This is a genomic window from Bacteroides difficilis, assembly GCF_048319815.1.
GTDB lineage: Bacteria > Bacteroidota > Bacteroidia > Bacteroidales > Bacteroidaceae > Bacteroides > Bacteroides zhangwenhongii.
Genome location: NZ_CP182814.1, coordinates 4,988,140 through 5,009,319, shown reverse-complemented (window position 1 = coordinate 5,009,319; position 21,180 = coordinate 4,988,140). Strand labels below are relative to the sequence as shown.

The window sequence follows — 21,180 nt, the reverse complement described above, 5'->3', positions numbered from 1 at the left end:
GCTCATTCCATAGATTTATTATAATTTTGTCAGCAAATATGATGAAATAATGTCTCAGTTACCTACTCTTATAGCCGATCTCGCACTGATATTGATCTGTGCAGGCATCATGACTTTATTATTTAAGAAGTTGAAGCAACCTTTGGTTTTAGGATATGTGGTTGCCGGCTTTTTGGCAAGTCCGCATATGCCTTATACGCCTTCCGTAATGGATACTGCGAATATTAAGACATGGGCGGATATAGGTGTTATCTTCTTGTTGTTTGCTCTCGGACTGGAATTTAGTTTTAAGAAGATAGTGAAAGTGGGTGGCTCTGCTATTATTGCCGCTTGTACTATTATTTTCTGCATGATCCTGTTGGGTATAGGTGTTGGTATGGGCTTCGGCTGGCATAGGATGGATAGCCTGTTTTTGGGTGGTATGATTGCAATGTCCTCTACTACGATTATTTATAAGGCTTTTGATGATCTGGGGTTACGGAAAAAACAGTTTACCGGCTTGGTCTTGAGTATCTTGATTTTGGAAGATATTTTGGCAATTGTGTTGATGGTCATGCTTTCCACAATGGCTGTAAGCCATAATTTTGAAGGTACGGAAATGTTGGAAAGTATCGGTAAACTATTGTTTTTCCTAATTCTCTGGTTTGTGGTCGGTATCTATCTAGTACCGGAATTCTTGAAACGTTGCCGTAAACTGATGGGAGAGGAGACTTTGCTTATTGTGTCGCTGGCACTATGTTTCGGTATGGTGGTTATGGCGGCCAATACGGGTTTCTCTGCTGCTTTCGGTGCGTTTATTATGGGATCTATTTTGGCGGAAACAATTGAAGCGGAATCTATCGACCGATTAGTGAAACCTGTTAAAGATCTTTTCGGAGCCATCTTTTTCGTATCGGTAGGAATGATGGTGGATCCGGCGATGATTGTAGAATATGCCATACCTATTCTTGTCATTACTTTGGCGGTTATTTTGGGGCAGTCCGTATTCGGAACATTTGGAGTAATACTTTCCGGCAAACCATTGAAGACGGCTATGCAATGCGGCTTTAGTCTGACGCAGATTGGTGAATTTGCATTTATTATCGCATCTTTGGGAGTCTCGCTGCACGTGACAAGTGATTTTCTCTATCCGATTGTGGTGGCTGTTTCCGTCATCACTACTTTTCTGACTCCTTATATGATTCGTCTTGCCGAACCGGCTTCTACTTTCGTAGATGCTCATCTTCCCGTTTCATGGAGGAAATTCCTGATGCGCTACTCTTCCGGATCGCAGACTGCGCTCAATCATGAGAACTTATGGAAGAAGTTGATATTGGCAATGGTACGTATTACTGTCGTTTATTCTATTGTCAGTATATCGATCATTGCACTTTCTTTCCGTTTTGTCATACCTTTCTTTAAAGAGAACCTGCCTCATTTGGGAGCTTCTTTACTTGGAGCCGTGTTTATCATTCTCTGTATTGCTCCATTTCTGCGGGCTATTATGGTGAAGAAAAACCATTCGGTGGAGTTTATGACTTTGTGGCACGCCAATCGTGCAAATCGCGCTCCGCTGGTATCGACCATTGTGATTCGCATTATGATAGCGGCACTTTTTGTTATCTTTGTGATTTCCGGATTATTCAAGGCGTCTATCGGCCTGGTTATCGGAGTTGCAGTGCTGGTAGTGTTGCTAATGGTATGGTCGCGCCGCTTGAAAAAGCAGTCTATCTCGATTGAACGTCGTTTCTTCCAGAATCTTCGTTCCCGTGATGTGCGTGCGGAATATCTGGGGGAGAAAAAACCGGAATATGCCGGACGCTTGTTATCGCATGATCTCCATCTTGCCGATATGGAGATTCCTGGTGAGTCTGCTTGGGCAGGAAAGACATTGATGGAACTGAATTTAGGAAAGAAGTTCGGAGTTCATGTTGCTTCCATTCTTCGCGGAAAGAGACGGATTAATATTCCGGGTGGTTCTGTCCGTCTGTTTCCAATGGATAAAATACAGGTGATAGGGACGGATGAACAATTGAATGTGTTTAATGAAGCCATGCAAAATGGGACAAAGGTGGATTGGGATGTGTATGAAAAGAGTGAGATGACTCTAAAACAATTAATTGTTGATAGTGATTCCATGTTTTTAGGTAAGACCATTCGTGAATCGGGCATTCGGGATAAATATCATTGTATGATAGCAGGTGTTGAAAGTGAGGATGGAACATTGATGATTCCGGATGTGAATGTGCCGCTTGAAGAGGGTGATGTGGTCTGGGTGGTAGGTGAAAAAGAGGATGTATACCAATTAGTCAATCAAAAAAACGAAAAAGTACAAGTCGGATAGGAATGTTATGCCTATTTTTGTAAACGATAAAAACTTAAAAATAATAATGTCATGAAGAGCGATCCGAAAGAATGTCTGTATTGCCAGAATAATGAAACGCTGCATAATCTGATGATTGAGATTGCGCAGTTGAGTGTGTCACGTGTATTCCTGTTTAAGGAGCAAACCTATCGCGGGCGTTGCCTTGTTGCTTACAAGGATCATGTGAACGATTTGAACGAGTTGAGTGATGAAGACCGTAATGCTTTTATGTCAGACGTTGCACGTGTTACCCGTGCCATGCAAAAAGCTTTCCAGCCGGAAAAGATAAATTATGGTGCATACTCAGATAAGTTGTCTCATTTGCATTTTCATTTAGCGCCTAAATATGTGGATGGACCAGATTATGGAGGTACATTCCAAATGAATCCGGGAAGGGTTTATCTGACTGACGCGGAATATCAGGAAATGATTGATGCAGTTAAGGCAAATTTGTAAATGATAATCTAGAGTCCACGGTTCACCACAGAGGACACAGAGGTTGTATATCGAAGCATACCTATGGTATCCTGTAATTGTATTAAGAGTATAATCATGGACAGTGCCTAAAAGACTCTTTCCCCTATTTCCTCCGTGTCCTCTGTGGTGAACTATTCTTCAAAGTCAAAATCGAAGTCGAAATCGTCCATAAACTCCGGAGTTGTAAATTCTTCCAGCTCGCGGCGGTCTTTTTTAGTTGGGCGTCCGGTTCCGCGTGCACGGTCTATGAATCCGCTGATTTTGCTCATTTCTAACAATTCGTATTGATCGGGAGTAGTGACGTTTTCCATCATCTCCGGTACTAACTTTGCACCTATGCGCTTTTCGATAGCCTGCAGTACCTTGAATGAATAGGTGATAGGTGGCTTTTTTACCTGTATGACATCTCCCGGTTTTACCATACGGGCAGCTTTCACCAATGCGCCATTGATGGTGACACGTCCTTTCTTACAAGCTTCCGCTGCAATTGTGCGTGTCTTGAAGATGCGGACAGCCCACATCCATTTATCTATTCTTGCTTCCGCCATTTTATTTCTTATTAAACTGGTTCATTGTGATATCAATTCCGGCAAGACAAAAACTCTTGATGATTTCTCCAGCTGTTTCCAATCTTTCATTCATTGTTTTCCAGTCTTCATCAGTGAAGTGTCCGAGTACGTAATCTATTTGTCCGCCACGAGGAAAATCATTTCCGATACCAAAACGCAAGCGGGCATAGTTCTGAGTCCCTAATGTTGCAGCGATATGTTTCAAACCGTTATGTCCGGCATCGCTTCCTTTTCCTTTCAAACGTAGCGTTCCGAAGGGAAGTGCCAGATCGTCTACTACAATCAATATATTTTCTAGTGGAATGTTTTCTTTTTGCATCCAATAGCGAACGGCTAATCCGCTTAGGTTCATAAAAGTAGACGGTTTCAACAGTATCAGTTGGCGACCTTTGATCGTGAAATTAGTGGTGAATCCGTAGCGGCCGTCAATAAAAGGAGGCGCACTGTTGGTTTTAGCCAATGAATCTACCGTCATAAATCCGATGTTGTGGCGGGTCTCATGATATTCGGGACCAATATTCCCCAGTCCGACAATTAAATATTTTATCATTGTTTTTTCGGTAAAACAGTTCGTTAATGTAGAAAGAGAAACGCAGATTAATACAAATTAATGCAGACTGAACATCTGCTTTAATCTGCATTAATCTGCGTTTGAAGTATATCTCTGTTTACAGGGATAATCTCAGATTATTTGCCTGCAGCGGCTGCTGCACCTCTTGCTGCACGAGTCAACTTAACGGCACATACAACGGCTTCTTTAGCACTGATCAGTTCAAGACCTTCAAAGCTCAATTCACCAACTTTGATAGTCTTACCCAATCCTAAGTGAGAAACGTTGATGATCAGTTTTTCAGGAATTACATTGTACAAAGCTTTCACTTTGATCTTACGCATCTGCAATGCCAACTTACCACCGGCTTTCACACCTTCTGCAAGACCTTCCAACTGTACAGGAACTTCCATTACGATAGGTTTAGCTTCATCAATCTGATAGAAGTCAACGTGCAAGATAGTATCCTTTACCGGGTGGAACTGGATGTCTTTCAAGATAGCGTTTACTTTTTTGCCATCGATCACCAAGTCTACTACGTAGATGTGCGGAGTATAAACCAAGTTGCGAAGACCTTCGTTAGTCACTGTGAAGTGAACTACTTCATTACCTCCGTAAAGTACACAAGGTACACCACCGTTCTTACGCATTTCTTTCAAAGCTCTTGCTTGTTCTGAAGAGCGTTCTGCAATTGTTCTTGCAGTTCCTTTTACTTCAATTGATTTCATTTCTTTAAAAATTTGTGTTACTCTAAATTAAGTTAGTTTGCTTAATTCACCATCACACGATGTGGATTATCACACGATGTTGCAAAAAAGCGGTGCAAAAGTACATCTTTCTTTTGAAATATCAAAGAGTTACTCCCTTAAAAGTCAATATCAATCTTAATTTCACTCTCTAATTTCTCTTCTTGGGCTTCTTCGGTAGCTTTTCGCTCATTCTCTTCATCGGCTTCTTGGTCCAGCTGACCGCTGTAGTCACCCATTTCACTACGGTCGATAAAGCTGATAGCTTCCGTCAACCCTGCCATAAACTTCTGAAAGTCTTCCCGGTATAAGAAGATTTTGTGTTTCTCGAAGCTCACTTGAGAGTCATCACCTTCTCCCGTTACCACTTTTTTACTCTCTGTAATAGCCAGGAACATTTCATCTTTACGATTCTTTTTTACGTCAAGGTAATAGATGCGTTTACCTGCTTTAATGGACTTGGAGAATACGATCTCCTTGTCATTCATGTCTGCGCTCATTTTCTTTTTTAAATCTTCCATATCTTACGGTCCGTTTATAATCGGCCTCAAAATTGGATATTTTTTTTAAACTGTCAAAAGAAAAAGCGCAGAGAATGAAATACTGCATTAAAAAATGTGATTTATTTGTGGAAACTCATTAAAAATATCTACTTTTGCAGTTCGATAACAACAGTATTAATTTGAATTATGATCAACAGAGTTCTTATTCGTCTTAAGATTATACAGATAGTATATGCCTATTATCAGAATGGCAGTAAAAATCTAGACTCAGCGGAGAAAGAGTTATTCTTTAGTCTTTCAAAGGCGTATGACCTTTATAATTATTTGCTAATGCTGATGATAGCATTGACAGAGTACGCACAAAAACGTATTGATACGGCAAAAGCCAAATTGGCACCTACGGCAGAGGAGTTATATCCCAATACAAAGTTTGTGAACAACAAGTTTGTTGCTCAATTGGAGGTCAATAAGCAGCTTACAGAGTTCATAGCCAATCAGAAAAGGACTTGGGCGAACGATCAGGATTTCGTAAAGGAACTTTATGAAAAAATTGTGGAAACTGATATTTATAAGGATTATATGGCTTCCGATGATGATTCTTATGAAGCAGACCGGGAATTATGGAGAAAACTCTATAAAACATATATTTTTAATAATGATTCTTTAGATCAGGTGTTGGAGGATCAAAGTCTGTATTGGAATGACGATAAGGAAATCGTAGATACATTCGTGCTGAAGACAATTAAACGTTTTGATGAAAAGAAAGGCGCTAATCAGGAATTACTTCCGGAATTCAAGGATGATGAAGATCAGGAATTTGCGCGCCGTCTGTTCCGTCGTACTATTTTGAACTCTGACTACTATCGCCATTTGATTAGCGAGAATACGAAGAATTGGGATTTGGACCGTATTGCATTTATGGATATCATCATTATGCAAACTGCCTTAGCGGAAATTTTAAGTTTCCCGAACATTCCGGTCAGTGTTTCGTTAAATGAATATGTAGAAATAGCGAAGTTGTATAGCACGTCTAAAAGCGGTAGCTTTATTAACGGAACGCTGGATGGAATAGTTAATCAATTGAAAAAAGAAGGTAAGTTGACCAAAAACTGATACCTTTGTATACATTATAGAAACTAAAACAGATTATTTATGAACGTATTGACTTTATTATTAGATGCTCCTGTTGGGGCTGCCGGAGGTGGAAGTATGATGTGGATCATGCTGATAGCGATGTTTGTTATCATGTATTTCTTTATGATCCGTCCTCAAAATAAGAAACAAAAAGAAATAGCTAATTTCCGTAAATCTCTTCAAGTAAATCAGAGTGTGATTACTGCCGGTGGTATACACGGAACAATCAAGGAAATTACTGACGACTATGTTGTACTTGAGATTGCTTCTAACGTAAAGATTAAAATAGATAAGAATTCTATCTTTGCTGACGCTTCTGCAGCTAGCAATCAATCTAAATAAATAGCTGGTAAATACATGCCTATGTTTGATCGTAGGGAAATAAGATATACGTATTTAAAACTATCTAAGAGAATTAAGGATTTTCTGCTCAGTGATAAGAGCAGAGAGTTCTTAATTTTTTTATTTTTCTTTTTGATAGCCAGCGGATTCTGGTTACTTCAAACATTGAATAATGATTATGAAGCGGATTTCTCTATCCCGGTGCGTATCAAAGACGTTCCTAATAATGTAGTGTTGACCTCTGAACCTCCTTCCGAACTTCACGTCAGGGTGAAAGATAAAGGGACTGTCCTTCTGAACTATATGTTGGGCAAAAGTTTTTTTCCGGTGAATCTTAGTTTTCCTGATTATAAGGGAAAAGATAATCATGTGAAGATTTACGCCTCGGATTTTGAAAAGAAGATAATAAGCCAGTTGAATGTGTCTTCCAAAATTCTTTCTATAAAGCCGGATACATTAGATTATATCTATTCGGAAGGAAAGTCCAAACTGGTACCTGTTCGTCTTCAAGGAAAAGTGACTGCCGGACTTCAATATTATGTGTCGGATACGATTTGCAATCCTGATTCAGTATTGATATATGCTCCGGAAGGAATTTTGGATACGATAACGACTGCTTATACGCAAAAGATAAATTTGGAGAATATTTCGGATACTACGCGTCAACGGGTTTCTTTATCTCCGGTGAAAGGAGTAAAGTTTGTTCCGAGTTCGGTTGAAATGACATTCCCGGTTGATATTTATACGGAGAAAACCGTAGAAGTGCCGTTGCATGGAATCAACTTTCCGGCGGATAAAGTGTTGCGTGCCTTCCCTTCTAAAGTTCAGATTACTTTTCAGGTAGGCTTAAAACGGTTTCGTAGCATAAAAGCGAGTGACTTCGTGATTAATGTCTCGTATGAAGAGTTGCTGAAGTTGGGTTCGGATAAATACACGGTTAAGTTGAAATCATTTCCAAGTGGAATCAATCAAATCCGTATTACTCCGGCACAAGTTGATTTTTTGATAGAACAAATATCTTCCAATGGCGATTAAAATAGGTATAACCGGTGGTATCGGTAGCGGGAAAAGTGTGGTTTCCAGATTGCTCGGCATAATGGGAATCCCTGTTTATATTTCTGATATAGAAGCGAAACGCATTACGAATACGGATGAGGTGATTCGTCGGGAACTGTGCGCTTTGGTTGGTGAGGAAGTTTTTCAGAATGGGGAATTAAACCGTCCTTTGTTGGCTGCCTATATGTTTGGATATCCGGAACGCACGAAAGAAGTGAATGGGATCATTCATCCACAGGTGAAAAATGATTTCCGTCAATGGGCCGGTCGGTTGAGTAGTAAACCATTAGTCGGCATGGAATCAGCCATTCTTATAGAGTCTGGTTTTAGAGATGAGGTCGATGTTTTGGTAATGGTATATGCACCATTGGATATAAGGGTGGAACGTGCCATGCGACGTGACGGTTCTTCAAGGGACTTGGTAATGAAGCGTATCGAGGCTCAAATGAGTGATGAGGTTAAGAGAAGTCAAGCCGACTTTGTGATTGTGAATGACGATGAAACACCCTTAATTCCGCAGGTTTTAGAGCTTATTTCTTTGCTATCTAAAAATAATCATTACCTTTGCTCCGCAAAAAAATAATTAATAAACAAAAGAATATACTATGTTGAAGACTATCTTGTCTATCTCCGGCAAACCGGGATTGTACAAACTCATTTCGCAAGGAAAAAATATGTTGATTGTAGAATCAGTCAATGCTGAGAAAAAACGTTTTCCAGCTTATGGTAATGAAAAAATTATCTCTTTGGCAGATATAGCAATGTACACGGACGATGCGGAAGTTCCTTTGTATGAAGTGTTGGAAGCAATCAAGGAAAAAGAAAAATCTGCAGCCGCTTCTATTGATCCAAAGAAAGCAACTCCTGAACAATTGCGTGAATATTTGGCTGAAGTATTGCCGAATTTCGATCGTGAACGTGTGTATGTGGCTGATATCAAGAAATTAGTTTCCTGGTATAATATCTTGGTTGCTAACGGAATCACGGAATTTAAACCGGAAGAGGCTAAAGAGGAAACTGTTACGGAATAAGGAATTGAGCCGATTGTTTAATTAAAGTGGAAGCATGATAATCACATAAAGATGGTTATCATGCTTTTTTAGTTGGAATGTGAATATTTCAAAAATATATTAGTATTAATTGGGTAATCTTTGATTAAAATAAATATCTTCTTTTTATATTGTAAATAATACTTCTTTTTATGTATCTTTGCCTCCATAGTTTTAAAGTGATGTTAGGGGAGATGGAGACAATAACAAATAAAGAAGTAAATGTCCGTTTGGACAATCAAAAAGGAATCTTGTGCATAACCGGCTTATTAGTTGGTACGATGGTGTTTTTATACGATTCACAGGGAGAGCTGAGGGGGAAGTCCAAGTTTGAGTTGCCCTCAATTTCTATGCCGGTTCCTAAATATGGGACTTATGTATTGGTGATGAGCCATCCGAACTGTCAACCGGAAGTTCGTAGGATAATATATTCAGAGAAATAAAAAAATGAGAATGTGTCATACCGCGATGAACGCAAATTATCGCAGGTTATTTATGACACATCCTCATTTTAATTTAATGAAACCTTTAGTTCCTGAATACTAATCCGTCACCGCTAGCGTCTACAATAATTGCTTTGCTTCGGTCTACTTCCTGAGAAAGTAGTTTTTTGGACAAGTCGTTCAATAGGTAGCGTTGAATAGCCCTCTTTACCGGACGTGCTCCGAATTCGGGATCATATCCTACTTTAGATAAGAAGTCCAAAGCAGCTTCGGTCATCTCAAGTTCCACTCCGTTTTCGGCTAACATCTTCTGTACGCTCTTGATCTGTAAGAGTACAATCTGCTTGATTTCCTTTTCTGTTAACGGCAAGAACATGATTGTTTCGTCGATACGATTCAAGAATTCCGGACGAATGGTCTTTTTCAGCATATTCATCACTTCCTTTTTCGTTTCTTCGACTACCTCTTCTTTGTTTGCACCATTCAGCTTCTCCATCTGGCTCTGTATATAGGAACTACCCATATTTGAAGTCATGATGATGATAGTGTTCTTGAAGTTGACCACCCTTCCTTTGTTGTCCGTCAGTCGTCCGTCATCCAATACTTGCAACAGAATGTTGAATACATCCGGATGAGCTTTCTCTATTTCATCGAACAGAACGACAGAATAAGGTTTTCGTCGGATAGCTTCCGTCAGTTGACCGCCTTCATCATATCCTACATATCCCGGAGGCGCTCCGACCAAACGGGAAACACTATGCTTTTCCTGATACTCGCTCATATCGATACGGGTCATCATCGTTTCGTCATCAAACAGAAATTCAGCCAATGCCTTTGCAAGCTCTGTTTTACCCACACCGGTCGTTCCGAGAAAGATGAATGAACCGATCGGGCGTTTTGGGTCTTGCAGTCCGGCGCGGCTACGACGTACAGCGTCCGCAACAGCTTCTATCGCTTCATCCTGCCCGATAACCCGTTCGTGAAGCTCTTCTTCAAGATGCAACAGTTTGTCTTTCTCGCTCTGCATCATTTTGCTGACCGGAATACCCGTCCAACGAGAAACTACGTCTGCAATGTCTTCAGCGTCTACTTCCTCTTTAATCATGGCGGTATCACCTTGCATCTCGCGGAGCTTTTGCTGAGTCTCTTCTATTTCTTTGTCCAAAGCTTGGAGTTTACCGTAACGTATTTCCGCAACTTTTCCGTAGTCGCCTTCCCGTTCCGCCTTTTCAGCCTCAAACTTCAGATTCTCAATCTCCACCTTATTCTGTTGGATCTTGTCCATCAACGTCTTTTCGCTCTGCCATTTTGCCTTGAAAGACTTTTCCTGCTCTTTCAGTTCGGCAAGCTCCTTACCGATGATTTCCAACTTAGGCTTGTCATTCTCACGTTTGATGGCTTCACGCTCAATTTCCAATTGTTTGATTTTACGGGAAATCTCATCCAGCTCTTCCGGAACGGAATCCACCTCCATGCGTAATTTAGCGGCAGCTTCGTCCATCAGGTCGATAGCTTTGTCCGGCAAGAAACGATCGGTGATGTAGCGGCTACTTAGTTCTACGGCTGCAATGATCGCATCATCTTTGATACGGACATGATGATGGTTCTCGTAGCGTTCTTTCAGTCCACGCAGGATAGAGATTGTGCTCAAGTTATCCGGCTCATCCACCTGCACGATTTGGAAACGGCGTTCCAAAGCCTTATCCTTCTCGAAATATTTCTGGTATTCGTCGAGAGTCGTAGCACCGATAGACCGCAATTCGCCACGTGCTAAGGCCGGTTTTAGGATATTGGCGGCGTCCATTGCACCTTCCCCTTTTCCGGCGCCTACCAGCGTGTGAATCTCGTCAATAAACAAGATGATATCACCTTCGGATTTCTTCACCTCATTGACTACGGACTTCAACCGTTCCTCAAACTCACCTTTGTATTTTGCACCGGCAACCAATGCACCCATATCCAATGAATACACCTGTTTGTTTTTCAGATTTTCGGGCACGTCTCCACGAAGAATACGATGCGCCAATCCTTCTACAATGGCAGTCTTACCGGTGCCCGGTTCCCCAATCAGAATCGGATTGTTTTTAGTACGACGGCTCAATATCTGAAGTACGCGGCGGATCTCCTCGTCACGTCCGATGACAGGGTCCAACTTACCGCTACGGGCAGCCTCATTCAAGTTGATGGCATACTTCTCGAGTGACTGATAGGTGTCTTCACTTGATTGCGACGTAACCTTTTCTCCTTTTCTCAATTCACTGATGGCGTTACGCAGTTCCTTTTCCGTCATACCTGCGTCCTTCAGGATGGTAGAAACGGTACTCTTGACAGTCAGCAATGCGAGTATGATATGTTCCAGTGAGACGAATTCGTCACCCATTTCTTTGGAATACTGTGTCGCTTTCTGTAAAACCTCGTTGGATTCACGACTCAGGTACGGCTCGCCGCCGGATACTTTCGGAAGTGAATCGATTTGTCTGTCTACAACAAGAGCAACCTGTTGTCCGTTCATACCCAATTTCTGGAAAATGAAGTTAGTGACGTTTTCGCCTACTTTCATCACTCCCTGCATGATGTGGACAGGTTCAATAGCCTGTTGTCCCCGACTTTGTACCAGGTTCACGGCCTCCTGCACCGCTTCTTGAGATTTGATGGTAAAATTGTTAAAATTCATATTGTTGTTCTCCTTTCTTATTTCATGTTTCTAATAACACTTAAAAGGGCGCAAAAGATTTGCCAAGTAGAAAAATATGACAAAATAGCATGATTATTAAGGAGTTAAAGGACAAAATGACTTTTTTTGTTTAGTGCAGACTGACGAATTTGCAAGATAATCAAGTGGATAAATGAAAGTATTGTAGTATCTTTATCCGCTGTAATGATATAATTAAGGTATATATGAATGATAAACCCCAAATAAAACTGTCCGAAACAGTAGTGCTGATAGATGCCGCTTTTCTGAATTTTGTAATAACGGATATAAAAAACTATTTTGAGAAGACATTGCAACGTTCTTTACAAGAGATAGACCTTTCGTTGTTTACTTCCTATCTGACTCTGGATGCAGGAATCAACGAAGGAAAGAACGAGGTGCAATTTCTTTTTGTATATGATAAAGAATCGAGACACTTGCAACATTGCCAGCCTTCCGACTTGCAGAAGGAACTGAACGGAGTTGCTTTCCAAAGTCCGTATGGCGAGTTCTCTTTTGCCGGTGTCCCGTCGGAGGGCATGGTGTCGAGAGAAGACCTGTTTATGGATTTGCTTTCCGTTGTCTCCGATTCGGCGGATGTGAAGCGGATGATTGTTGTTTCTTTCAACGAGGAATATGGGAAGAAAGTGACTGATGTTCTACAAGGACTGAAAGGCAAGGAAGTTATGCAGTTCCGTATGAATGAACCGGAAATACCGGTAAACTACAAATGGGATATGTTGGCTTTTCCTGTGATGCATTCATTGGGAATAAGGGCGGAGGAGTTATAATCGCTAATACTAAGTTGCTGTGTCCGATTTTCGTTTAAAAGTTTTTCAGAGTGTAGCGAAGAATCTAAGTTTTACGAAGGCTTCGCAAGAGTTGTTTGTCAGCCAGCCTGCTATCACCAAGCATATTCAGGAGTTGGAGACTTGTTACCAAACCCGTCTTTTCGATCGTCAGGGAAGTAAAATCTCCTTGACTGAGGCCGGAGAGCTGTTACTGAAGCATAGTGAAAAGATTCTGGATGATTATAAGCAATTGGAATACGAGATGCACTTGTTGCATGACGAATATATCGGAGAATTAAAACTGGGTGCCAGCACTACGATTGCGCAATATGTCCTTCCTCCTTTATTGGCCAACTTCATAACAAAGTTTCCACAAATCAATCTTTCTTTGATAAATGGGAATTCCCGTGGGGTGGAAGTGGCGTTGCAGGAACATCGTATTGACCTGGGATTGGTAGAGGGTATCTTCCGTTTGCCGAATTTGAAGTACACTGCATTCCTGCAAGATGAACTCGTGGCTGTGGTTCATACGCGGAGTAAATTGGCGGTTGCCGACGAAATCCTTCCGGAAGAACTTCCAAATATCCCTTTGGTCTTGCGCGAAAGAGGTTCCGGTACATTAGATGTATTTGAGCGTGCTCTGCTGCAGTATAATCTGAAGCTCTCTTCTCTGAATGTTTTAATGTATCTTGGCAGTACGGAAAGTATCAAGCTTTTTCTGGAGCATACGGATTGTATGGGAATTGTTTCCATCCGTTCGGTACATAAGGAACTTGTTGCCGGCACTCTGAGGGTAGTTGAAATAAAAGGAATGCCGATGCAACGTGAGTTTAACTTTGTTCAGTTGCAAGGGCAGGAGGGAGGATTGTCCCAAGTCTTTATGCGTTTTGCGGGACATCATAGCAAGAGTTTATAACCTCGCTTAGGAATCTCGCTGAATTCAATTTGTAAATGCGACACCTCCTTATTTTATAAGTTCAATTTTTTCTTGAGCTGCTTAATCTTTCTAAAATTTTGTGCCTCTTTGGGTGATAAAAATCCCAATCTTTTTCTTGGTCTTTGATTAATTTCTAATGTAATTTCCTCTATATATTGGTGTGTAATATATTCGAACGAAATGCCTTTCGGTATATATTGCCTGACTAATCCATTTAGGTTTTCATTTGCTCCTCTTTCCCATGGGTGATGTGGTTTTGCAAAGTAAAAATCTATCCCTAATTCTTTCGCAATATATTGGTGGTCTGCAAATTCTGATCCATTGTCTGAAGTAATTGTATGTATTCGCCCTTTATATGGTCTCAATAGTTGCACGGTTGCTGCCGCCACATATTTAGCTTCCTTACTTGGCAACTTGTATGTCCATAGCCACCCAGTTTTTCTTTCATTTATTGTAAGAATAGCCCCTTTATTATTCTTTCCAATAATAGTATCCATTTCCAAATCTCCCCATCTCTTTTTTTTCTCCACAATAGCAGGTCTTTCCGAAATATCCTTGCGATTGGGAATACATCCTCTACTATTATGTGCGGAACCTCTCTTTCCATGCTTCCGCCCCTTTCTTCTAAGTGACCGATATAAATCCCCGCCTTTTCGTTTATCGTCCCATATCCACTGATAAAGCCTCTCCACGGAAACCATCGGGAAGCCTAGCCCCTTACATCTTCCTACTATTTGTTCCGGGCTATAATTCAGCTGGACAAGCATGGCTGTGGCTCTGGCCTTGACACACTCTGTGAATTTCTGTGGACGAATACGTTGCTCTTTACGACGTTCGTAACGATACTGTGCATAGTCAGCATCATAAGAGTCCGTGGGATTCCATTTATTGCGACATAACTCACGATAAAGGGTACTACGATGAATACCCAGCAAATGGGCTATTTCATCTTTTTTAATTCCTGCTTGCAGATACGCTTGTAATTTGTATCTTTGTCCTTCGGTTAATTGTTTCATCATGCGACTGATTTGGTAGGAGATTGAGGGAGCAAGATAGAAACTTTATTCCAAGGGAGAAGCAAGATGAAGATTTTTTTCATCCGCTTCTCTCTAAAAATATTTTTCTAAACTATATTCTCACTCAACTGTCGCATTTATAACTTGAACTTAGGTCTCTACTAGAAGAAAAAAACAATATTATCTCTCATCTCTCATGACTTTACTTGTAAATTGTTGATTATCAGTTTGGTATTTCATGAGAGATCTTTTTTATGCTACCATCTCTCATATATTAAGGCTCTATCTCTCATACTTTCCGCACCTTTTGAGACATAATCTTTGGTAACTCATTATTCTTCTTGTTTCTTTTTTATATAGATTCTGTGTGCACCTCTTCCAGCGATTCCGATTCCGGAATTGGGTTGATCTCCCCATTGTTTTAATTCTATGGTTGCTGCCGTTTGTAGTAGTCCTGTTAGGTTCCGATATTCATGAACCGTAAGGAACGAATGTTCGTCGAGATATTTCAATGCCAGTTTGAGGCGTTGCTCCGGTGTGAACTTCTGTGAGGAACGTTGCTTTTTCCAAGAGGCTCTTTCCAGTCGGCACCTTTCATTAATTCTTCTCGGCATGATTTTGTCTACCCGGAAATTTACATTTCCTACATAAATACTCTGTGCATTACGATGTTCACTTCCTTCTTCGGCTCCTTCCCGTTCTTTATCTTTGTACAGGGCCAGCGACGCTGTGAATGTGCCGATTCCGTCTATCTTAACCGAGCGTCCTTCCGCCATTATGTGTGCCATCTCGATGGAAGTTTGGAGCAATATGCCTTCTATATCTCCTGGACTGAAACCACTGACGTCACCCACTCGTTGGGCGAGTTCTTTTATGCTTGCATTGTCTACCCGTGCAAACTTCGGATATGTGATTCTTTTCCCCGTATTCTGTAAGTCGGGCATCTCCTCCATTATGTACTTTGCCATACTGTTTGTTGTTTAAATCATTAGTAGATAAGTTCTTGTATACTAGGGCAAAACTTCTTTTTCTCTAATAGATAAGTACTTTGGGATTAAGTATAAACTATAAACGGAACTTTCGTTTTTACAAATGAAACTTGCGTTTATAAAAACGAAAGCTTTGGTTATAAAAACAAAGCCTTCGTTTATAGTTTTCTCTTGTACAAAGGTAGGTTTTATATTTGAGAAAAAGAAGTTTAGCATTGATAAAAAGGAATTTATCTATTAATAGATTGTATGGAAAGTACTAGGATAAAGTGGAAGTAGGAAAGGGTGTATGCGGAGTATGTTTATATCTTTGGCATACTTTAAAAAAGTGTACTGTACAGATTTCTGCGCTTTTTCTTTATATGGTAATCGCTTATCTAAATTCAGAACGCAAGTAAAAAATACTTTAATAGGGCTTGAATAAGGTGATATTTGTTCTTTTATAATAAGTTTCTGAAATGCTATATCAAAATCTCATATTTCTTCTCTATCTTTGTCTTTGTATCATTAACAAAGAGAGAAACTTATGGATAGTATTACTGCATATCTTTTGGAGGAAAAGCAATCTAAGCGAAAAGGGGGATTGTATCATAAAACCCAAGTGAGTTTGACTTATAACTCTAATCGAATAGAAGGGAGTAGGCTTACTGAAGAACAAACTCGTTTTATCTTTGAAACTCGTACTATAGGTTTTAGGGATGAAGAGGCTGTACCGGTTGATGATATAATTGAGACATCCAATCATTTTGTGGCTTTTGATTATTTGCTTGATACCATTGATGAACCCTTATCTGGAAAATTGATTAAAGAATTTCATCGAATATTGAAAACTGGGACAGCGGATGCAGCGAAAGCTTGGTTTAATGTAGGTGATTGGAAAAAATATCCAAATGAGGTTGGAGGTATTCAGACTGTAATGCCTGATAATGTAGATGTGGAAATAGCGAATTTGAATGAAAAATACTATTCAATTGTCTGTGTAACATTTGAAGATATTATAGAATATCATTATTGTTTTGAAAGAATTCATCCATTTCAAGATGGTAATGGTAGGGTAGGGCGGCTGATTATGTTTCGTGAATGCCTTCGTCATAATATCGTTCCATTTATTATAGATGAGCGCCATAAGCAATTTTATTATCGTGGACTTAGAGAGTTCGCGACTACTCGTGGATATTTGCTAGATACTTGTCTCTCTGCTCAAGATACTTATATAGCGTGGGTAAAGTACTTTTATCCGGGATTATTAGACTGATAGATAGAAATAAAATCAGACTTTTATATGGGCTGTTTAATGAATCTTTTATGGTTGTTGCTTGGCTGCATTAGCGTTATCACCTTTTGGAAAAGATATTGTAGAAGTGTAATAAGGTAATCTTGATAAAGAAGAGGTTAGAGCTATAACTAAAAGTTATAACGTATAATTAGAAACGATTGGCGTGTCTTGATTGTTTGTCATACCTTTGCGCTCCAGAAAAACAATTAAAGATATATTATATGATTTCAACAGCTACAAAAACATTGCAGGCAAAAAATAAGACTATTTATGTCGCCCTGCTTTCTACTTTGACTCTTTTCTTATTTTTGGATTATATTCCGGGTTTGCAGGCATGGTCTGCATGGGTGACTCCTCCGGTAGCTCTGTTCCTCGGACTTATTTTTGCATTGACTTGCGGACAGGCACATCCGAAATTCAATAAAAAGACTTCTAAATATCTATTGCAATACTCCGTTGTCGGATTAGGATTCGGTATGAATCTGCAATCAGCGTTGGCTTCCGGTAAGGAAGGGATGGAGTTTACTATTATTTCGGTGGTAGGTACATTGGCGATAGGTTGGTTTATCGGACGCAAGATATTTAAGATAGATAGAAATACTTCTTATCTGATCAGTTCGGGAACGGCTATTTGCGGTGGTAGTGCCATTGCGGCAGTAGGACCGGTACTGAAGGCAAAAGATAGTGAAATGTCTGTGGCATTGGGTACTATCTTTATTTTGAATGCTATTGCGCTTTTCATATTTCCAATGATTGGTCATGCTCTGAACATGAGCGAACATGAGTTTGGTACTTGGGCGGCTATTGCTATCCATGATACAAGTTCTGTGGTTGGAGCCGGTGCTGCTTATGGAGAGGAGGCTTTGAAGGTGGCTACTACCATCAAATTGACTCGTGCTCTTTGGATTATTCCGATAGCTTTCGCTACTTCATTCATTTTTAAGAGTAAGGGGCAGAAGATTAGTATTCCCTGGTTTATTTTCTACTTTGTACTGGCAATGATCGTAAATACTTATTTGCTGGATGGAATGCCGGAAATTGGAAATGCTATTAATGGAATTGCTCGCAAGACATTGACAATTACGATGTTCTTTATTGGTGCTTCTCTTTCGATAGATGTTCTGAAAGCAGTTGGCGTAAAACCGTTATTGCAGGGAATAGCGTTATGGGTAGTCATTAGTTTGAGTACATTGGCATATATCTATTACTTTGCATAAGTATGAATAAGGATTAGGTAATATATAAAAGAAGTGGGAGAATGTTCGTTTCGTACGATATTCTCCCACTTCTTTTTGTACAACCCTCGACCCTCCGATTACAGCTCCTCCGATTACAGCTTTGAAGAACTGTAAGGTGGGAGTGATTATTTTTTCTTTAACTCTTCAAAGATCAGTCCTTCCAGCTCTTCTGTAAGTTCCGGATTGTCGGCAATACATTGTTTGGCGGCGTCGCGTCCCTGTCCCAGCTTCGTGTCGTTGTAACTATACCATGAACCGCTTTTCTTGATGATTCCCAGATCGGCACCCAAGTCAACGATTTCTCCGGAATGGGAGATACCTTCACCGAACATGATATCAAATTCTGCTCTCCGGAAAGGAGGAGCCACTTTATTCTTCACGACTTTTACTTTAGTCAGTTTGCCCAGAATCTCTTCACCATCTTTGATCGGTTGTCCCGGACGGATATCCAAACGTACGGATGCGTAGAATTTTAAGGCATTACCACCGGTAGTTGTTTCCGGACTGCCGAACATTACACCGATCTTCTCACGCAACTGATTGATAAAGATACAAGTTGTACGTGTCTTGCTGACTGCTGCTGTCAACTTACGTAATGCCTGAGACATCAAACGTGCCTGAAGACCTACTTTGTTGTCACCCATGTCACCTTCAATTTCAGCTTTAGGAGTCAATGCGGCAACGGAGTCGATTACGATAATGTCGATAGCAGAAGAACGGATCAGTTGTTCTGCAATTTCCAATGCCTGCTCTCCGTTGTCCGGCTGGGAGATGTACAGGTCATCGATGTTTACACCTAGTTTAGATGCATAGAAACGGTCGAAAGCATGTTCTGCATCAATGAAAGCTGCTATACCGCCAGCCTTTTGTGCTTCGGCAATGGCATGAATGGCCAATGTCGTTTTACCGGAAGATTCCGGACCATAAATTTCGATGATTCTACCTCTTGGGTAACCTCCCACGCCAAGTGCCACGTTCAAGGCTATGGAGCCTGTCGGGATCACTTCTACTTGTTCAACACTGTCGTCACCCATTTTCATGATAGAACCTTTACCGAAGCTCTTTTCTATCTTTTCCATGGCTGCCTGTAAGGCTTTTAGTTTTTCGCTTGATGCCATTTTATTATCTGTTTCAAAATTAAGTTCGTCTTTCTTTGCCATACCTTATTCTATAATTAATAGATTTATTGATTTAAAATCTGTGCGGCGTGTTCTTTGGCCTTCACCTCTTTGGGAGTGATAATCCGTTCTACTATTCCTTCTTCATTAATCAGGAAAGTAGTGCGGAAAGTACCCATGTAAGCGCGTCCGTACAGCTTCTTTTCTCCCCACACACCGAACTCTTCTACTAGTTTCTTGTCAGTGTCGGCAATCAGCGTGAAAGGAAGATTGTTTTTCTCGATGAATTTCTGATGTGATTTCTCATTGTCTACACTGACACCGATTACTTCATAGCCGGCTTTGCGTAGTTCGGAGTAGTTGTCGCGCAGATTACACGCTTGCGCAGTACACCCCGACGTGTTGTCTTTCGGATAGAAGTACAACACAATCTTTTTCCCTTTATAAGCACTTAAACGGATTTCTTCGCCTTTTTCATTGATTCCCAAGATTTCCGGTGCTTTATCTCCTACGTTTATCATAACTTTCTTTTTATCGAACAGGGCTACTACTCTTACAATTCCAAATCTTTGTCGAACTCTTCATGCCACGGAAGGCCTTGTTTATTGAGTTGTTCCATGAACGGATCCGGATTGAATTCTTCAACGTTGTTTACGCCCGGACGTTTCCATTCGCCTTTAAAGAACATCATAGCTCCGATCATTGCCGGAACTCCGGTTGTATAGCTCACTCCCTGCATACCTGTTTCTTTGTATGCTTCCTGGTGGCTGCAATTATTGTACACATAGTAGGTACGTTCTTTTCCGTCTTTCAAACCACGTATACGGCAGCCGATAGAAGTTTCGCCTTCGTAGTTTTCGCCCAAGTCCTGCGGGTTAGGCAGAACTGCTTTGAGGAATTGCAGAGGTACAATCTTCACCCCATTATAATCGACCTCGTCAATGCGAGCCATGCCAATGTTTTGGATAACACGTAAATGAGTTAGGTATTCTTGTCCGAAAGTCATCCAGAAACGTGCACGTTTGATAGTCGGGAAATGTTTTACCAATGATTCCAGTTCCTCATGATATAGAAGGTATGAATCACGTGGACCGATATTCGGATAAGTCAGGTCCTTATGAATTTCCAGAGGACCGGTAGTTACCCATTTCCCGTTTTCATAATAACGTCCGTTCTGCGTAATCTCACGGATATTGATTTCCGGATTGAAGTTTGTTGCAAATGCCTTGTGGTGGTTTCCGGCATTACAATCTACAATATCCAGATAATGAATCTCATCGAAATAATGTTTGGCTGCATAAGCTGTATAAATACCGCTTACTCCCGGGTCGAATCCACAACCAAGAATGGCTGTCAGTCCTGCTTCTTTGAAACGGTCGTGATATGCCCATTGCCAACTGTATTCGAAATGAGCTTCATCTTTCGGCTCGTAATTGGCGGTATCCAAATAGTTTACTCCTGCTTTCAGACACGCTTCCATAATGGTCAGGTCCTGATAGGGGAGGGCAACGTTAATCACCATTTCCGGTTTGAAATCATTGAACAGAGCTACCAGCTCGTCCACATTGTCGGCATCGACTTTTGCTGTTTTTATATTGGGGTTACCTATTGCCTCGACGATTTTATCGCATTTCTCTTTCGTACGGCTGGCAATCATTATATCTGTAAAAATGTCGGCATTCTGTGCCACTTTGTGTGCAACGACAGTACCAACACCACCTGCACCGATAATAAGAACTCTACCCATTTTCTTTAATTGCGAATTAAAAATTAAGAATATTAGAATTGTTTATGGAGCAAATATACGTGATTATTTTTAGATAATCATTCGTCTCGCTCTCTTTTTATTTACCTTTGTGAAGTCTATTCTCAATTTTTTTGGTATCTTTGTCCTCAATTTAACTTAAACG

22 protein-coding genes are annotated in these 21,180 nt (G+C 40.6%); 12 read left to right on the top strand and 10 right to left on the bottom strand.

The genetic code is table 11. From position 1 onward, the window contains the following. The first annotated feature begins 49 nt into the window (after positions 1–49). A complete protein-coding gene (locus ACNOGP_RS19800) occupies positions 50–2,323 on the top strand; it encodes a cation:proton antiporter (RefSeq protein ID WP_007756107.1) in 2,274 nt (757 codons plus the stop codon). A 51-nt stretch (positions 2,324–2,374) separates the two neighbouring features. Continuing rightward, positions 2,375–2,800, top strand: coding sequence for an HIT family protein (locus tag ACNOGP_RS19795; protein WP_186966982.1), 426 nt, complete (start codon positions 2,375–2,377; stop codon positions 2,798–2,800). 152 nt (positions 2,801–2,952) lie between these two features. On the opposite strand, the gene ACNOGP_RS19790 is transcribed toward ACNOGP_RS19795, so the two are convergent. The 4 genes from ACNOGP_RS19790 to ACNOGP_RS19775 all read right to left on the bottom strand — a co-directional run bounded on the left by ACNOGP_RS19790 (position 2,953) and on the right by ACNOGP_RS19775 (position 5,207). Then, complete coding sequence (locus ACNOGP_RS19790) at positions 2,953–3,369, bottom strand: RNA-binding S4 domain-containing protein (protein WP_007756093.1); 417 nt, start codon at positions 3,367–3,369, stop codon at positions 2,953–2,955. Between the two features lies 1 nt (position 3,370). Continuing rightward, the gene (pth, locus tag ACNOGP_RS19785) at positions 3,371–3,937 is read right to left on the bottom strand and encodes an aminoacyl-tRNA hydrolase (RefSeq protein ID WP_195475414.1); all 567 of its coding nucleotides are present in this window, start codon (positions 3,935–3,937) and stop codon (positions 3,371–3,373) included. 140 nt (positions 3,938–4,077) lie between these two features. Next, the gene (locus ACNOGP_RS19780) at positions 4,078–4,668 is read right to left on the bottom strand and encodes a 50S ribosomal protein L25/general stress protein Ctc (RefSeq protein ID WP_007756089.1); all 591 of its coding nucleotides are present in this window, start codon (positions 4,666–4,668) and stop codon (positions 4,078–4,080) included. A 137-nt stretch (positions 4,669–4,805) separates the two neighbouring features. Then, positions 4,806–5,207, bottom strand: coding sequence for a PUR family DNA/RNA-binding protein (locus ACNOGP_RS19775; protein WP_007756088.1), 402 nt, complete (start codon positions 5,205–5,207; stop codon positions 4,806–4,808). Between the two features lie 168 nt (positions 5,208–5,375). Between ACNOGP_RS19775 and nusB the strand changes: the two genes are divergently transcribed. From nusB to ACNOGP_RS19745, 6 genes are all read left to right on the top strand, one after another. Beyond that, a complete protein-coding gene (gene nusB, locus ACNOGP_RS19770; RefSeq protein ID WP_007758751.1) occupies positions 5,376–6,302 on the top strand; it encodes a transcription antitermination factor NusB in 927 nt (308 codons plus the stop codon). A 39-nt stretch (positions 6,303–6,341) separates the two neighbouring features. Then, on the top strand, positions 6,342–6,665 hold the full coding sequence (yajC, locus tag ACNOGP_RS19765; protein WP_143866748.1) for a preprotein translocase subunit YajC: 324 nt from the start codon (positions 6,342–6,344) through the stop codon (positions 6,663–6,665). A 21-nt stretch (positions 6,666–6,686) separates the two neighbouring features. Then, the gene (locus ACNOGP_RS19760; RefSeq protein WP_029425769.1) at positions 6,687–7,700 is read left to right on the top strand and encodes a CdaR family protein; all 1,014 of its coding nucleotides are present in this window, start codon (positions 6,687–6,689) and stop codon (positions 7,698–7,700) included. Continuing rightward, on the top strand, positions 7,690–8,304 hold the full coding sequence (gene coaE, locus ACNOGP_RS19755) for a dephospho-CoA kinase (protein ID WP_418213530.1): 615 nt from the start codon (positions 7,690–7,692) through the stop codon (positions 8,302–8,304). Before ACNOGP_RS19760 ends, coaE begins: the two co-directional genes overlap by 11 nt. A gap of 22 nt (positions 8,305–8,326) precedes the next feature. Continuing rightward, the gene (locus ACNOGP_RS19750; RefSeq protein WP_007756075.1) at positions 8,327–8,752 is read left to right on the top strand and encodes a DUF5606 domain-containing protein; all 426 of its coding nucleotides are present in this window, start codon (positions 8,327–8,329) and stop codon (positions 8,750–8,752) included. A gap of 200 nt (positions 8,753–8,952) precedes the next feature. Then, positions 8,953–9,213 (top strand): hypothetical protein, encoded by a 261-nt coding sequence (locus tag ACNOGP_RS19745; protein ID WP_017142364.1) that lies wholly within the window; start codon positions 8,953–8,955, stop codon positions 9,211–9,213. Between the two features lie 85 nt (positions 9,214–9,298). Here ACNOGP_RS19745 and clpB read toward each other — a convergent pair whose 3' ends face one another. Continuing rightward, on the bottom strand, positions 9,299–11,887 hold the full coding sequence (gene clpB, locus ACNOGP_RS19740) for an ATP-dependent chaperone ClpB (RefSeq protein WP_055278177.1): 2,589 nt from the start codon (positions 11,885–11,887) through the stop codon (positions 9,299–9,301). A gap of 224 nt (positions 11,888–12,111) precedes the next feature. On the opposite strand from clpB, the gene ACNOGP_RS19735 reads away from it, so the two are divergent. Both ACNOGP_RS19735 and ACNOGP_RS19730 read left to right on the top strand, forming a co-directional pair. Next, positions 12,112–12,696 (top strand): DUF6621 family protein, encoded by a 585-nt coding sequence (locus tag ACNOGP_RS19735; protein ID WP_418213529.1) that lies wholly within the window; start codon positions 12,112–12,114, stop codon positions 12,694–12,696. Between the two features lie 19 nt (positions 12,697–12,715). Beyond that, positions 12,716–13,612 carry a LysR substrate-binding domain-containing protein gene (locus ACNOGP_RS19730; protein ID WP_143866754.1) on the top strand — a complete coding sequence of 299 codons (897 nt, stop codon included), beginning with the start codon at positions 12,716–12,718 and terminating at the stop codon, positions 13,610–13,612. A 53-nt stretch (positions 13,613–13,665) separates the two neighbouring features. Here the strand turns inward: ACNOGP_RS19730 and ACNOGP_RS19725 are convergent, their stop codons facing one another. Continuing rightward, on the bottom strand, positions 13,666–14,652 hold the full coding sequence (locus ACNOGP_RS19725; protein WP_195477624.1) for an IS30 family transposase: 987 nt from the start codon (positions 14,650–14,652) through the stop codon (positions 13,666–13,668). A gap of 329 nt (positions 14,653–14,981) precedes the next feature. Further along, positions 14,982–15,617 carry an HU family DNA-binding protein gene (locus ACNOGP_RS19720; RefSeq protein ID WP_007758767.1) on the bottom strand — a complete coding sequence of 212 codons (636 nt, stop codon included), beginning with the start codon at positions 15,615–15,617 and terminating at the stop codon, positions 14,982–14,984. 547 nt (positions 15,618–16,164) lie between these two features. On the opposite strand from ACNOGP_RS19720, the gene ACNOGP_RS19715 reads away from it, so the two are divergent. Both ACNOGP_RS19715 and ACNOGP_RS19710 read left to right on the top strand, forming a co-directional pair. Beyond that, the gene (locus ACNOGP_RS19715; protein ID WP_418213528.1) at positions 16,165–16,893 is read left to right on the top strand and encodes a Fic family protein; all 729 of its coding nucleotides are present in this window, start codon (positions 16,165–16,167) and stop codon (positions 16,891–16,893) included. Positions 16,894–17,135: 242 nt separating this feature from the next. Continuing rightward, a complete protein-coding gene (locus ACNOGP_RS19710) occupies positions 17,136–18,131 on the top strand; it encodes a YeiH family protein (RefSeq protein WP_007756046.1) in 996 nt (331 codons plus the stop codon). A gap of 146 nt (positions 18,132–18,277) precedes the next feature. On the opposite strand, the gene recA is transcribed toward ACNOGP_RS19710, so the two are convergent. The 3 genes from recA to ACNOGP_RS19695 are packed head-to-tail and all read right to left on the bottom strand — an operon-like array spanning position 18,278 to position 21,017. Next, a complete protein-coding gene (gene recA, locus ACNOGP_RS19705) occupies positions 18,278–19,312 on the bottom strand; it encodes a recombinase RecA (RefSeq protein WP_418213527.1) in 1,035 nt (344 codons plus the stop codon). 23 nt (positions 19,313–19,335) lie between these two features. Further along, positions 19,336–19,791 (bottom strand): thioredoxin-dependent thiol peroxidase, encoded by a 456-nt coding sequence (gene bcp, locus ACNOGP_RS19700; protein WP_418213526.1) that lies wholly within the window; start codon positions 19,789–19,791, stop codon positions 19,336–19,338. Positions 19,792–19,823: 32 nt separating this feature from the next. After that, positions 19,824–21,017, bottom strand: coding sequence for a saccharopine dehydrogenase family protein (locus ACNOGP_RS19695; RefSeq protein WP_007758772.1), 1,194 nt, complete (start codon positions 21,015–21,017; stop codon positions 19,824–19,826). Between the last annotated feature and the right edge of the window lie 163 nt (positions 21,018–21,180).

Bases quoted from the DNA above. Each gene is read 5' to 3' on its own strand.
- recA (WP_418213527.1), bottom strand. From the start codon at position 19,312: ATGGCAAAGAAAGACGAACTTAATTTTGAAACAGATAATAAAATGGCA.
- ACNOGP_RS19800 (WP_007756107.1), top strand. From the start codon at position 50: ATGTCTCAGTTACCTACTCTTATAGCCGATCTCGCACTGATATTGATC.
- ACNOGP_RS19725 (WP_195477624.1), bottom strand. From the start codon at position 14,652: ATGATGAAACAATTAACCGAAGGACAAAGATACAAATTACAAGCGTAT.
- coaE (WP_418213530.1), top strand. From the start codon at position 7,690: ATGGCGATTAAAATAGGTATAACCGGTGGTATCGGTAGCGGGAAAAGT.
- ACNOGP_RS19760 (WP_029425769.1), top strand. From the start codon at position 6,687: ATGTTTGATCGTAGGGAAATAAGATATACGTATTTAAAACTATCTAAG.
- ACNOGP_RS19745 (WP_017142364.1), top strand. From the start codon at position 8,953: ATGTTAGGGGAGATGGAGACAATAACAAATAAAGAAGTAAATGTCCGT.
- ACNOGP_RS19750 (WP_007756075.1), top strand. From the start codon at position 8,327: ATGTTGAAGACTATCTTGTCTATCTCCGGCAAACCGGGATTGTACAAA.
- ACNOGP_RS19790 (WP_007756093.1), bottom strand. From the start codon at position 3,369: ATGGCGGAAGCAAGAATAGATAAATGGATGTGGGCTGTCCGCATCTTC.
- ACNOGP_RS19735 (WP_418213529.1), top strand. From the start codon at position 12,112: ATGAATGATAAACCCCAAATAAAACTGTCCGAAACAGTAGTGCTGATA.
- ACNOGP_RS19720 (WP_007758767.1), bottom strand. From the start codon at position 15,617: ATGGCAAAGTACATAATGGAGGAGATGCCCGACTTACAGAATACGGGG.
- ACNOGP_RS19775 (WP_007756088.1), bottom strand. From the start codon at position 5,207: ATGGAAGATTTAAAAAAGAAAATGAGCGCAGACATGAATGACAAGGAG.
- bcp (WP_418213526.1), bottom strand. From the start codon at position 19,791: ATGATAAACGTAGGAGATAAAGCACCGGAAATCTTGGGAATCAATGAA.
- ACNOGP_RS19795 (WP_186966982.1), top strand. From the start codon at position 2,375: ATGAAGAGCGATCCGAAAGAATGTCTGTATTGCCAGAATAATGAAACG.
- ACNOGP_RS19710 (WP_007756046.1), top strand. From the start codon at position 17,136: ATGATTTCAACAGCTACAAAAACATTGCAGGCAAAAAATAAGACTATT.
- nusB (WP_007758751.1), top strand. From the start codon at position 5,376: ATGATCAACAGAGTTCTTATTCGTCTTAAGATTATACAGATAGTATAT.
- ACNOGP_RS19715 (WP_418213528.1), top strand. From the start codon at position 16,165: ATGGATAGTATTACTGCATATCTTTTGGAGGAAAAGCAATCTAAGCGA.
- ACNOGP_RS19780 (WP_007756089.1), bottom strand. From the start codon at position 4,668: ATGAAATCAATTGAAGTAAAAGGAACTGCAAGAACAATTGCAGAACGC.
- ACNOGP_RS19695 (WP_007758772.1), bottom strand. From the start codon at position 21,017: ATGGGTAGAGTTCTTATTATCGGTGCAGGTGGTGTTGGTACTGTCGTT.
- clpB (WP_055278177.1), bottom strand. From the start codon at position 11,887: ATGAATTTTAACAATTTTACCATCAAATCTCAAGAAGCGGTGCAGGAG.
- yajC (WP_143866748.1), top strand. From the start codon at position 6,342: ATGAACGTATTGACTTTATTATTAGATGCTCCTGTTGGGGCTGCCGGA.